Origin of the sequence: Aureibaculum luteum (assembly GCF_003449015.1) — a bacterium.
GTDB classification, from domain to species: domain Bacteria; phylum Bacteroidota; class Bacteroidia; order Flavobacteriales; family Flavobacteriaceae; genus Aureibaculum; species Aureibaculum luteum.
The window spans coordinates 117,898-131,224 of the sequence record NZ_QRGD01000009.1 but is presented as its reverse complement, the minus strand read 5'-3'; the positions used below and the strand labels follow the sequence as shown (position 1 = coordinate 131,224).

Genomic DNA, 13,327 nt, shown 5'->3' with positions numbered 1-13,327 from the left:
TTTATCAATTTTTATTGATTGATAAATTTTGAAATTCCTTCGACTAATTTTTTACTAATTGGTACATCGGCTTTGGTATACGTGCTTATATTTTCCATTCTATCTTCACTTTCTACTATTTTAAAAACATGATTCATATTTTCAATTATAAGTAATTGAGAGTTATCATCTGCTTTATGTAATAATTCAGCATCTGCAACTGGCACCTGAATATCCTTAGTACCATTAACAATTAAAACGGGAATGTTTAATTTTTTAATTTCCTCTTGCGGATTATACTTCATCCAAGATCCCCAAAAGGGTTGCAATGATTTTCTAAAAACAGAAACCAATAACGGATTAAAATCCTCATCAATTTTCCCAGATTCAATAATTCCAAAGGTCTTTTCCATATCCCCTTTAAATAGAGGAGATTGAGCAGAAACCTGTTCTATTAGTATTTTGTCAATTGTTCTTCCTGCTCCTGCCAACGAAATAAAACCATCAACACGTAATTGGCCAGCAACCATCCCCACTAAACTGCCTTGCGAGTGACCAGCAATTGTAATACTAGAAAACTGAGGTAGATCCTTAAAATAATTTATCACAGCAATGGCATCATTAATAAAATCATCAAATGAAATATCTTCTTCTTTAAGTCCTTCTATTTTTGATAAAGCAATACTGCTTTTATCATAACGATAGGTAGCTATATTATTTTCCGAAAGACCCTCTGCTAATTGCTTTAAGTAATTTCCTTGACCGCCATTTCTATCTACCGTCCCTGAACCAGGAATAATAATTACCAACGGAACAATGTTAATTTTAGGTGACAATAATGTACCGTTAGCAGTCACTTTTTCGGATGGAATATTGAGCTCTGTTTCTATAAAATTGTTTTCTTGACTAAAACTAAAAAGAACTACAAAAAAAGCAATAAATACCAATTTTATTTTCATGCTGTAGGTTTTATAATTTTTGATTTATAAACATCAAGTATACGTTCTGCTTCAACTTCCTTCTGAGTTCCAATTAGCATTTTCTTTCCGTTTTTTAACACAATTTGAATACCTCTATTTCCCATAACATTAAAAGCTTTTCCACCAGATTTAAAGATATAACCTCTGAATCCCCATCCTCCATATTCAGTTATGGCATTGTATTTTCGTACATACACATTGCTAATATCATTCCAAACTATTAAATATTTCTTTCCTTGAAAAGGAGTAAAACGATAATGTATTCCTTTATCATCTATCCTAGTATGTAAAGTCATCATACGAATAAGAATAACGGCACCAGCTATCAATAAAATTGAAATTATCAAGGAAGTTTTAGCCGCTATATCATTACTAATATCATTAGAATTTACCAATACGGGAATTACCATGAACAATAGTGATGCAGCAATAATAATATAAATCCACCATTGACTAAACCGCTGTTGTTCTTTGAAGATTTTCATTTTTAAAATTTTAAAATTTATCTAATTACCTGTTTTTATCTCTTTCAAAAACAATACGAGCTGTATGTTCTGCTAAATGACAAACTCTCCAACCAGATTGAGCATGTTGATTTAAAGTATCTTCAAGTCTTTTATTATTACCTGTTAATCCTTGTTTCCAATTAATTACTTTGTATTCTTTCATATTAAATATTTAATTAAATAAAAACCCAATAATTATTAAGATTAAGGACAAAATAACCAAGGTGATTATAAGTTTTGTTTTCTTTTTGCCAAATATATATCCTGACATACCCTATAAATTTTAAGTTAGTGTTCCTGCATTTACAACGGGTGTTGCATCCTTATCGGAACAAAGTATGACCATCAAATTACTAACCATAGCTGCCTTTCTATCTTCATCAAGATCTATTATATTTTTTTTACTTAGTTCTTCTAAAGCCATTTCTACCATACTCACTGCACCTTCAACAATTTTATGTCTTGCCGCTACAATGGCAGTGGCTTGTTGACGCTTCAGCATCGCATTTGCAATTTCTTGTGCGTATGCCAAGTAGCCTATTCTGGCTTCTAACACCTCAATACCTGCCATTGCCAAACGCTCTGACAACTCCTTTTCTAAAGCTTCGCTTACCTCATTTACACTTGCTCTTAACGTAATATCTTCATCTAAACCTTCATCTGCAAAATTGTCGTAAGGATATAAACTTGCTAATTTCCTTACTGCTGCATCACTTTGTACTCTAACAAAGTTTTCAAAATTATCAACATCAAAAGCCGCTTTAAAAGTGTCTTGTACACGCCAAACCAAAATGGTACTTATCATTATCGGGTTACCTAATTTGTCATTTACCTTTACGCGTTCACTATCAAAGTTACTTGCTCTTAAAGAAATTCTTCTTTTGGTGTAAAAAGGATTTGCCCAAAAAAATCCATTATCCTTTACAGTACCTACGTATTTACCGAAAAGCAACAATACTTTTGAGGTGTTAGGGTTCACTAAGAAAAAGCCAGGTAGCAGAAATATTCCTATTACAACAGCGACCACAAAAACCATATCAAAAGCAACAAACCCGTAAATACCTCCGCATATTAAAACGAGGCTTAAAAACAGCATAAAATAACCATTGGGTACTTTTATAATTTTTTCTTCTTTCATATTATTTGATTTAGAATGATATTATTTTGATATCGCTAAGATATAACATTATTTTTGATATTTACAAATAGTATCACCAATTTATTTCTTACTTTTGTAGAAATATATTACTTATGATCTCAAAAATTTCACTTTTTATATCTGCACTATTTATTTCAAGCTCAATCTTTGCTACTTCTATAGAGTGGGGACCAACTGGACACAGAACTACAGGGAAAATCGCAGAAAATCATTTAAAGAAAAGCGTGCGTAAAAAGATTGATAAGTTATTAGATGGTCAAAGTCTAGCATTTGTATCGACCTATGGCGATGAGATAAAATCTGATAAAAAGTATAATAAGTTTTACACATGGCATTATGTGAATATGCCTTTTGACAAAACTTATGAAACATCAGAAAAAAATCCACAAGGTGATGTGGTTACAGGTATTAATAAATGTGTTGAAGTTTTAAAAGACGATAACAGCTCTAAAGAAGACAAAGTTTTTTATTTAAAATTGTTAGTGCATTTAGTGGGCGACTTACACCAACCTATGCATGTTGGTAGAGCTGAAGATAAAGGTGGAAATACAGTACAAGTACAATGGTTTGGTAAAGGCACAAATTTACACCGCGTTTGGGATAGTGATATGATTAATGAATGGGGAATGAGTTACTTAGAATTGGCAGACAACGAACAAGACTTATCCAAAGTACAATTAAAAACCATTCAAGCAGGTTCTGTAATTGATTGGGTAAATGAATCACATAATCTTACTAAAAAAATATATGCTTCTGTTGAAGTTGGTGAAAATTTACGTTACCAATATAATTATGATCACTTTAAAACCGTAAGACAGCAACTTCAAAAAGCAGGAATTAGATTGGCAGAATTGTTAAATGATATTTTTGCTTAATATATTTTAAACAAATTTTACATTTACTAAACATTATCTACTTGATTGTTTCTAATAATATGAGGATTTAAGTTTTCATAATTTCGACCAACAAAGCCTAAAGCACTTTTTAATATGTCTCCCATATTATTTGCTTTCTTAAATTCAACATCACCAGTAAGTTCTAATAAACCTTCTTTAAGTTCCGTAACTTTCTCAGGCGTTGATATTACATCTTTGCACATACAATCTAACACTTGGCTTAACCGGGTGTCCTCACTGGCCGCTCTTTTTGCTAATAGCGAACGTTCTTCTAATTTATATTGGTCAATAGATTCTTGACGAAGTAAGTCTAAAGTCATTTCTACCAATTTATTATTTTCTTTTAAAAACTGAGGTTTATACACCTTTGGATTCCCTTCAAAACTTTGTTGATCAAAATCGATTGCCCTGATTCTATAGAGTATTCTATCAAAATCATGAGTAAGTACCATTACATAATTATAAGAACGCATGTCACCCAACAAACGCACAAAACAACGTTCATTAAACTTTACAAACTCTTTAGCAATTGTCCTTTTATCCTGTTCTGAACACTGATCTAGATGATTTTCAATAAAAGTATCGCCTGGTATGCCAGAAATATGCTCTTCAATTAAGGTATCCTTATAAACTAAGAAATAAATGTAGTTTGGTGACAGTAAATGCTCTAATTCCAATCCATAAATACGAGATGCATCCGCACTCTTAACATAAAAATAAGTGTAGATATCATTTAAAATATTTCTCACCTTTATCCTAAATGGTTTTGAGTTACCAAAAGTGCAAAAATCTATACTATCAATATTTAAATAAGGAATCAAGGTATCACTACCATCTGCATTTAAAATAGTATAAATTTGCTTTAAACTGAATTCAATCTCATTACGCTCGTGCTCTGCAAAAAAAACACTAACCCATAAGGTATCATTCCCCTCTTCATCAAAAATTTCTATGGCTCCTTGAAAACGCAATAAATCATCATAAAAAATAGGAATCTTTATATTTCTACCATGCCTAGTCAAATAAGCAGAAAGCTTCTCCGAAATAGGAAAGCTTGGTTTTTTCTTTGACATTAATTTATGATTCATTCTATAATTTTGAAATTTTGTTAAATATAGTAATTAATAAACATAGAAATTAAGTTCTAGCTTATTGTTATTCTATTCATTTAGATAATATAAATATTCCTATCAAAGGTACATTTTAAGCTTATTTTATACTATTAATCCTTAAATAACAAAAGCAATAGGATAACCACAGTAGCGTCATTGTACTATTCTGTAAAATATATTGAATACTTTAGCGTTAAACACTTAACCCAAAAGATTAAATTAATGAAAATTTCATATTTCATAAAACTTTTAACAGTGATATTACTAGTTAGTATCTCAAATCAAGTTAAAGCTCAAGAAAATTCTGGAACCTTGCCAAAAGGTTTTGTTTATGCTAAAGAAGTAATTCCTAAATTAAGAACTGATTTACGATATTATTCTGAAAACAACTTTATTGGAAAACCTATAGATGGTTACAACAAGCCCAAGTGTATTTTAACCAAAGAGGCTGCTCAAGCTTTAAAGAAAGTACAACAGGACTTTGAAAAATTAGGTTTTGGCCTTTTAGTATTTGATGCATACAGACCTCAACGTGCTGTTAATCAATTTGTAAAATGGGCACAAGACACTACTGATACTAAAATGAAACATCAATATTATCCTAACATAGATAAAAAAGATTTATTTAAAGAGGAATATATCGCTGCTAAATCTGGTCATAGTAGAGGAAGTACGGTAGATTTAACTATTGTATCTTTAAAAACGGGACATATATTAGATTTGGGTAGCGACTTTGATTTATTTGATAAAAAATCTCATGTTAATTTTAAAAACGTAACCAAAAACCAGCGTTCTATTCGATTAATGTTGCAACGTAGAATGGTAAAATATGGTTTTAAACCACATGAAAAAGAATGGTGGCATTTTACATTAGCAAAAGAACCTTACCCTGACACTTACTTTGATTTCTCGATTGAATAATAAAATAAAAAAGCCGCTTAGTAAACACTAAGCGGCTTTTTTATGCTCTAAACTTTACTTTATTATTCCTTATCTAGGTTCTTGGTTAAGAAAAACCCTATCAATAAACCAGTACCCGCCATTAAGAAAATTGAGCCTGGCATGGCAACATCACCTTTAACATTAAAATTTGAATATAAAATTCCACCAATTACAATACCTGCACCAATTCCCATTAACAATAAGGCTAAATTTAATATAATAACTTTCCAAACCGGAGCCGCACGCTGTCTTTCTCGTGTAAATATTTTTGCATCTGCTCCTTTTTCAATTAATGCCATTCGTTCTTTATTTCTTGTCGTAAAATACAAATAGAAAATTCCGAATATACCTCCAAAAATTGCCGGTAATATGATTACTTCTGATCCCATAATTATTTAATTTAAATTGATTAATTTTATTGTGTTATGTTACTTATGACGAAGCTTTCTTTATTTTGGTTACAGATTTTTCTACATATTTTTTCCCAAATATTGTAACCAAAACTACTTTTTTGAAGTCATATGTATATATGACCGAAATAACCGACCAAGAATGTATTCTAAAAATACTTGATGGCGATACCCAAAAATATGCTGTTTTGGTGAATCGTTACAAGAATTTTGTATACACATTGGTACTAAGAATGGTCAAAAACAAGGAGGATGCAGAAGAGGTTAGTCAAGATACGTTTATAAAAGCTTATAAATCATTGCATAAATTTAAAGGAGAATCAAAATTTTCAACATGGATCTATAGCATTGCGTATCATACTTGCTTAGATAATTTAAAAAAGACAAAACGCAAGCAGAAAACAATTACTATTAATGAGTATACTGAACATCAAATTAAAAGTTTAGACAATGTCTTGGATACAATGGAACGAGAAGAAAAAAAATTGGCAATTCAAAATTGTATGCAATTACTACCAAGTGAAGACAGTTTTTTATTAACTTTATATTATTTTGAAGATTTAACCATAGATGAAATAGCTAAAATTGTTCACCTAAAATCTAATAATATTAAAGTAAAACTATTCAGAAGTAGAAAAAAATTGACAAGTGTATTAAAAGAAAGGCTATCACCGGAAACCATAGAGCATTATGCGTACAGAAGAAAATAAAAATATAGAAACGTTGGTTGATAAGTTAATGCAAGATGATGCTTTAACCACGACTTCCATGCAATTTACAAATTCTATTATGGCTCAAGTTGAGCAATTAGATCTACAAAAAGCATTCGAATATAAACCTCTGATATCTAAAAAAGTATGGTTGTTAATTAGTTTTTTAACCGTAAGTGCTTTAGTGTATATAGCTCGTTACGAAAACCTTACCCAATCTAAATGGTTGAACTATTTTGAATTCGATTTTAGCTTAAATTTCCTGCCTAATATGCATTTCTCAAACACTACTTTATATGCTACCATAATCGTTTCTATATTATTCTTAATACAAATTATTGTACTTAAAAATTACTTTAACAAACGCCTTAACATCTAAGTTGAGCTTACCAATTTCTTGTACTTATAAGTTGCTTTTTTAAGATTATCAGTCAAGTTTCTCAACCAAATTAGCTGATTATATAATAAATGTGCTTCTTGCAGATTAATGAGCATTTCTTCCTTTACATCAAGTTGACCTGATTTTATTTCTTGATCTCTTTCATTTGCTAGATTTGTATAATTATCTAACAATTCTTCTTTTGCATTTTCAATATTATCGTCTTGATTAATTTTTAGTTTTTTATTCTTATCTAAAATATTTCGAGCCTCTTTTAAATTATTACTTATATGAATAATAAAAATATCAAATTGTTCATTTAAAGAGGAAACTTTATGCTTTTGAATAAAACTACCCAAAGATGCAATAGCTGATATAATAGTATGATTTAAAGTAACTATATCATAAATAAGTTGATATTCTTTCTGCTTAGATTTCGGATCTTGTGTTACACGCTGAAATGCGGCATTTAATTCACTCATGGCTAAAAAAGCTTCTTTTCTAGGCATTTTATAATGTGTATTCAGTCCGTTTTTTTTGTTATATAGCTTTTGAGTTGCTAATAAATAATTATTGTTTGCTTTTAAAACAGCTAAAATATCGTGATCTAAGTTCTTGAATTCCCAAAGTGGCCAAAGTACATAATTAGCAATAACTGCCAGAATTGCCCCAATTAAAGTATCTAAAACTCGGTAACCAATTACTTCAAATGCATTGGGCTGTAATAAAGCATAAACAAAAATAACATGGAGTGTAATAAAGGCCGCTCCAACCTTATAACTTTGTTGAATTAAAGAGAACGCAAATGTTAATGATAAAACTGCCAACACCCCATAGACTATTATATTTTGTGTAGTGAAAATAATTAAAGCTGCAACAGCCGCCCCAATAATAGTTCCTATAATTCTATTTAAAGAACGCTCTTTGGTCAATCCATAATTAGGTCGCATAATAACAATTAGCGTCAGAATTATCCAATAAGCATTTTTTATATCTAATAAACTTCCCAATAAATAAGCAGCAACTACAGCTACACTTAACCTTAAGGCATGTCTGAATATGGTAGATTTAAAACTCAAATGCTCTAAAATGATAGAGAATCGATATTCTTGAAGTGTAATAAACTGGCTTTCTTCTTGTTTTTTTATCGATAATTTAGACGCGTTTTCTACATTTGCCATCACGCGTCTTATAGCCCTTATTTGATATAGCAACTGTTGTTGATATGTGTAAATATTACGAAGTGTTAAGGCTCCTTCCCTAGCCTCAGGCAAACCTACTTCTGCAACATAATTATCAATCTCTTTATGTGCATTTGCAAAAACGTTTAGTAATTCGTTTTTTGTAGGTATTTTATTATTATTGATTATTGCTTTAGACAACATTACTAAATGCTCACCCATAACAACATTAACATTACTAAAGGTCTCTAAATAATTTTTTTTAGTATTAAATAAATCATCAATCTTAGCGTAATCTAACGTGTTTGCCAATGCCAACTCCAAAATATCTATCAAAGAAATAAATATAAGTAGTCTTCTTTCTTCATAATGCGAACGACCTGTTTTCCTTCTGGTAATTAAAAGAGATTCGCGAAGCGTTTCATGTTTCTCGCTAATTTTAGTTTGAAGTTCTAATATTTTCTTAAACAAATCATCATGCAAATCGCGTTCCGTTAATAGCCGTCCTCGTAATTTTAAATATTCTCCCGTTAATTCTAGCGTATCTGATAATAACTTTTTTTGATCTTTTTTTGAAGAAATCCGTCTTAACAGTAACGAAATTATGAGGTACCACAAGCCTCCTATAATTAATAAACCTACATGTAACAAAATATCAATGCCACTTATATCCTTAACCGCCAAGGCTAGCACCATTGCTAACAAACCTGAAAATGCAATTAATGACCCTCTAAAACCATATACAGCAATCATGGCACTAAAAAAAGATAAAATTGCCAAAGCTATTAGTAGTACTAAAAAATAGGGTTTTGCAAATAGAATTAATAGGGTAACAATTGCGGTTAAGGAAATACTAATTAAAATACCATTAACTTTTCGCTTTAAACTTCCTGGAATATCACTAGGTGCGTTTACAAATGTTCCAAAAACAATAGGAACTATTATAGCAGTCTGACCAATAGAATAAAGTATAGCGATTGGCAGTGTTACAGCAATAGTTAATACAATACCTCTGTAAAAACTAGCTCCTTTTAAAAATAACTCAATTGATTTTAACAAGTTGCCTACCATGATTAAGTGACGCAAAGATAGTTTATTAGGGTGAGGATAGTTATATTCTATTTGCATGATTGTATGCTTAAATACCATCTGCTAACAAAATCAAGACTATGGTTCTTTAATTATTTAACATAGTTACCCCATAAAAAAACCGCCTTCCTATGAATTAGGAAAGCGGTTTGATATTTAAAAAGGTAAAAGAACTACTTCATCAACTCAAAACTACGTTTGATAAAACTTGTTAAATCCTTACCTTTCAATAAATTTTGAGATAATTTTGCCAAATCTAAGGCCTGATTCACATATTCTTCTTTTTTACCTTTAGATTTAATAATTTTCTGCATTAACTCATTATTGGTATTCACCACCAAATTATACATTTCAGGAAAATTACTCATTCCCATCATACCACCGCCACCAGTTTGGCTCATTTCCTTCATTCTACGTATAAACTCAGGTATAGTAATTATAAAAGGATTGGCATTTGAATCTAAAGCTTCTAATTGTACTGTATATTTATCCTTAGGCACAATTCCTTCTACAATCTCTTTTAATTTTGTTTTCTCTTCATCCGATAATTTTGAAATTTGTTCTTCGTCTTTTTTAATCAAATTATCAACAAAATCAGAATCTACTCTCGCAAATTTTATAGGTTGTTTTTCTGCAGACAACTCAGAATTTTCACCTTCAATTTTTTGAATTAAATGAGAAATTATAGGAGAGTCTAACAACAGTACTTCGTAACCTTTTGCTTTTGCTTCTTCTATGTAACCGTGTTGCTCATCTACATTAGTAGCATAAAGCAATACAATATTTTTATCTTTATCTGTTTGTGCTGGTTTTACTTTTTCAACCAACTCATCAAAAGTAAAATACTTATCATCTACTGTTGGAAACAATGCGAAATTTTGAGCTTTCTCAAAGAATTTAGGCTCAGAAAGCATTCCATATTCTATGACAATTTTAATGTCGTTCCATTTTTTCTCAAAGCCTTCTCGGTCATTTTTAAATAATGATTGCAATTTATCACCCACTTTTTTAGTGATATAGCTTGAAATCTTTTTTACAGCACCATCAGCTTGCAAATAACTACGTGATACATTTAATGGAATATCTGGAGAATCAATAACACCACGTAACATTTGTAAAAATTCTGGAACAATACCCTCCACATTATCCGTTACAAATACCTGATTTTGATACAATTGAATTCTATCTTTTTGCACATCTAAATTGGTAGTCAACTTCGGGAAATACAAAATACCCGTTAAATTAAAAGGATAATCTACATTTAAATGAATGTGGAATAATGGTTCTTCAAATTGCATTGGATACAACTCTCTATAAAAAGATTTGTAATCTTCATCTTTTAAATCCCCAGGTTGTTTCGTCCAAGCAGGGTTTGGGTTATTGATAATATTATCTATCGTAATTTGCTTATGTGGTTCGGTAGTTTCTTTACCGTCCTTATCCTTTATTGTTTTAGGCTCAAACGTAGGGTCATTTATTTCTTTTGTACCAAATTTAATTGACACAGGCATAAACTTGTTGTATTTCAACAACAATTCACTAATTCTGTGTTCTTCTAAAAATTCAGTAGAATCATCAGCTATATGCAATATAATTTCTGTTCCTATGTCTTTTTTCTTAGATTTAGTCAATGTAAATTCAGGCGAACCATCACAAACCCAATGTATAGCACCTTCTTCCTCTACATGTGATTTTGTTATAATTTCTACTTTTTCTGCTACCATAAAAGCAGAATAAAATCCAAGTCCAAAGTGTCCAATAATTCCTGAATCTTTGGCAGAATCTTTATATTTTTCTAAGAATTCTTCAGCACCTGAAAATGCAACCTGATTGATATACTTTTCAACCTCTTCTTTAGACATACCGACTCCATGATCGATAATATGTAATTTCTTACCTTCTTTATCAATTTTAACCTCAATTAGTGGGTTATCATAATCAACTTTTGTTTCACCAATTGTAGAAAGGTGCTTAAGTTTTAATGTTGCATCTGTAGCATTTGATATTAATTCTCGTAAAAATATTTCATGATCAGAATACAAGAATTTTTTAATTAACGGAAATATGTTTTCGACTGAAACATTAATTTTTCCTTTTGCCATAATATGTAAGTTTTAAATTATTTTTATAATAGTAGTTTGGTATAGTCAAAAAAAATACCAAGATCATTAAAATGACAAGATGGCAGATTTTCACATTTTAATGTCTCGGTATTAAGAGTACTCAGTATTTTATTTGCCAAAACGGTACACAAGCCCTAATTGAAAACTATTAAACTTTGCTGAAGAACCACTTGAGTATTGATCACTTTCTTTGAGAGATTCGGTGAATGCATAATAATACCTTGCTTCAATTGATAAATTTTTAATAAATTCATAACCAACACCAATTGTAGCTCCAAAATGGATATTATTAAAGTTTTTATTATCGGTTAATAGATAGCCAATCTCTGGTCCTAAGAAAACTTTAAACTTTTTTCCAATTTTATAGGTTCCCAGTAAAGGAACACGCAATTGGTCAAAATCATTTTTCACAGAGACATAAGTAATTTCTGGTCGCAAACCGAATTTTTCAGACAGCTTAAATTCAGCAAAGGCACCAAAGTAAATACCTTCATTAAAATTTGTATCCGTTTTTAGTCCACTATTCTGAAAAGAACTATTTGTTGCTCTTTCTGAATTGAAAAACCCAGCCTTAATTCCGTACTCCTCTTGAGCATTCGAATTAGTAATCATAGTGATCAGCACAAAACTGGTAAGTAATAATTTTTTCATAAGATTTGATTTTAAGATTAAGTCATAAAATTACGATGCAGTCTATCTAAAAAATTTGTTAATTAACCACATTTAACTTTTGTTAGTTAAATTAACTTAAATATAAATTCAATTAGATTACTTATCTTGCATAGTATTAAAAACAATAAACATGTACAATTCAAAAATTACAGGACTAGGTTTTTACGTTCCTGAAAATATTGTCACCAATGACGATCTTTCAAAACTAATGGACACAAATGATGAATGGATTCAAGAAAGAACGGGGATAAAAAGAAGACGGTGGATTCCTGAAGACAGCGACCTTACCTCAGCAAAAATGGGTGCTAAAGCTGCTAAAATTGCAATTGAACGTGCAGGTTTAACTAAAGATGATATTGATTTTATTGTATTTGCTACGTTAAGTCCTGATTACTATTTTCCTGGTTGTGGAGTTCAAATACAGGACATGCTAGACATGCCTACCATTGGAGCAATTGATATAAGAAATCAATGTTCAGGGTTTGTATATGCTCTTTCTACTGCTGATCAGTTTATAAAAACAGGTATGTATAAAAACATATTGGTAATTGGATCTGAATACCATTCTAATGGCTTAGATAAAAGTACACGCGGTAGAGGTGTTTCTGTAATATTTGGAGACGGTGCTGGTGCTTGTGTTTTATCAAGAACAGAAGATAACAATAAAGGTATTTTGTCTTCGCATTTGCATAGTCAAGGAAAATATGCAGATAAATTAATAGTAAAATCACCGAGTATAAAGCATTGGATACCCGAAATTTTAGCTTCTACAGAAGAGGATACTTCCTATTATCCATATATGGATGGCACTTTCGTTTTTAAAAATGCGGTAGTTCGTTTTAGTGAGGTAATTATGGAAGGCTTAACAGCTAACAATCTGACAGCAAAAGATATTGATATGTTTATTCCTCATCAAGCTAATTTACGGATTTCACAGTTTGTTCAGAAAAAATTTGCCTTAAGCGATGATCAAGTCTATAATAATATAATGGAATATGGAAATACTACTGCCGCATCTATTATTATCGCCTTAGCAGAAGCTCATGAAAAAGGTAAAATTAAGGATAATGATTTAGTGGTACTGGCTGCCTTTGGTAGCGGATTTACTTGGGGAAGTGTAATTATAAGATGGTAATATCTTTGAATAATTAATCGAAACAGTAAATTCATTATTACCATTCAATAATTA

General features: G+C 30.6%; 14 protein-coding genes. 5 read left to right on the top strand and 9 right to left on the bottom strand.

The genetic code is table 11. From position 1 onward, the window contains the following. Positions 1-11: 11 nt before the first annotated feature. The 4 genes from D3P13_RS18505 to D3P13_RS18490 form a co-directional block, all read right to left on the bottom strand. Positions 12-938, bottom strand: a complete 927-nt coding sequence (locus tag D3P13_RS18505) for an alpha/beta hydrolase (protein WP_117884477.1) — start codon at positions 936-938, stop codon at positions 12-14. Then, the gene (locus tag D3P13_RS22265; RefSeq protein WP_117884475.1) at positions 935-1,444 is read right to left on the bottom strand and encodes a hypothetical protein; all 510 of its coding nucleotides are present in this window, start codon (positions 1,442-1,444) and stop codon (positions 935-937) included. The genes D3P13_RS18505 and D3P13_RS22265 overlap by 4 nt, the downstream gene beginning before the upstream one ends. A 25-nt stretch (positions 1,445-1,469) precedes the next feature. Beyond that, entirely contained in the window at positions 1,470-1,628 is a 159-nt protein-coding gene (locus D3P13_RS18495) for a DUF4177 domain-containing protein (protein ID WP_117884473.1), read from the bottom strand. A 120-nt stretch (positions 1,629-1,748) separates the two neighbouring features. After that, positions 1,749-2,603, bottom strand: coding sequence for an SPFH domain-containing protein (locus D3P13_RS18490; protein ID WP_117884472.1), 855 nt, complete (start codon positions 2,601-2,603; stop codon positions 1,749-1,751). Positions 2,604-2,716: 113 nt separating this feature from the next. Between D3P13_RS18490 and D3P13_RS18485 the strand changes: the two genes are divergently transcribed. Continuing rightward, positions 2,717-3,499, top strand: a complete 783-nt coding sequence (locus D3P13_RS18485) for a S1/P1 nuclease (RefSeq protein WP_117884470.1) — start codon at positions 2,717-2,719, stop codon at positions 3,497-3,499. 26 nt (positions 3,500-3,525) lie between these two features. Here D3P13_RS18485 and D3P13_RS18480 read toward each other — a convergent pair whose 3' ends face one another. After that, entirely contained in the window at positions 3,526-4,608 is a 1,083-nt protein-coding gene (locus tag D3P13_RS18480; protein WP_117884468.1) for a hypothetical protein, read from the bottom strand. 246 nt (positions 4,609-4,854) lie between these two features. Between D3P13_RS18480 and D3P13_RS18475 the strand changes: the two genes are divergently transcribed. Next, complete coding sequence (locus D3P13_RS18475; protein WP_117884466.1) at positions 4,855-5,553, top strand: M15 family metallopeptidase; 699 nt, start codon at positions 4,855-4,857, stop codon at positions 5,551-5,553. A gap of 62 nt (positions 5,554-5,615) precedes the next feature. Here D3P13_RS18475 and D3P13_RS18470 read toward each other — a convergent pair whose 3' ends face one another. Then, positions 5,616-5,963 carry a DUF6249 domain-containing protein gene (locus D3P13_RS18470; protein WP_117884464.1) on the bottom strand — a complete coding sequence of 116 codons (348 nt, stop codon included), beginning with the start codon at positions 5,961-5,963 and terminating at the stop codon, positions 5,616-5,618. A gap of 122 nt (positions 5,964-6,085) precedes the next feature. Between D3P13_RS18470 and D3P13_RS18465 the strand changes: the two genes are divergently transcribed. Next, positions 6,086-6,694: an RNA polymerase sigma factor gene (locus D3P13_RS18465; protein ID WP_317124803.1), complete on the top strand. Its 609-nt coding sequence runs from the start codon at positions 6,086-6,088 to the stop codon at positions 6,692-6,694. After that, positions 6,675-7,073 carry a hypothetical protein gene (locus D3P13_RS18460; protein ID WP_117884460.1) on the top strand — a complete coding sequence of 133 codons (399 nt, stop codon included), beginning with the start codon at positions 6,675-6,677 and terminating at the stop codon, positions 7,071-7,073. The genes D3P13_RS18465 and D3P13_RS18460 overlap by 20 nt, the downstream gene beginning before the upstream one ends. Here the strand turns inward: D3P13_RS18460 and D3P13_RS18455 are convergent. From D3P13_RS18455 to D3P13_RS18445, 3 genes are all read right to left on the bottom strand, one after another. Then, complete coding sequence (locus D3P13_RS18455; RefSeq protein WP_232829243.1) at positions 7,070-9,382, bottom strand: FUSC family protein; 2,313 nt, start codon at positions 9,380-9,382, stop codon at positions 7,070-7,072. The two genes, D3P13_RS18460 and D3P13_RS18455, sit on opposite strands and share 4 nt — an antisense overlap. Before the next feature lie 134 nt (positions 9,383-9,516). After that, a complete protein-coding gene (gene htpG / locus D3P13_RS18450; protein ID WP_117884456.1) occupies positions 9,517-11,445 on the bottom strand; it encodes a molecular chaperone HtpG in 1,929 nt (642 codons plus the stop codon). A gap of 129 nt (positions 11,446-11,574) precedes the next feature. Beyond that, entirely contained in the window at positions 11,575-12,117 is a 543-nt protein-coding gene (locus D3P13_RS18445; RefSeq protein ID WP_117884453.1) for a porin family protein, read from the bottom strand. Between the two features lie 151 nt (positions 12,118-12,268). Between D3P13_RS18445 and D3P13_RS18440 the strand changes: the two genes are divergently transcribed. Beyond that, a complete protein-coding gene (locus D3P13_RS18440) occupies positions 12,269-13,273 on the top strand; it encodes a 3-oxoacyl-ACP synthase III family protein (RefSeq protein ID WP_117884450.1) in 1,005 nt (334 codons plus the stop codon). Positions 13,274-13,327 lie beyond the last annotated feature (54 nt).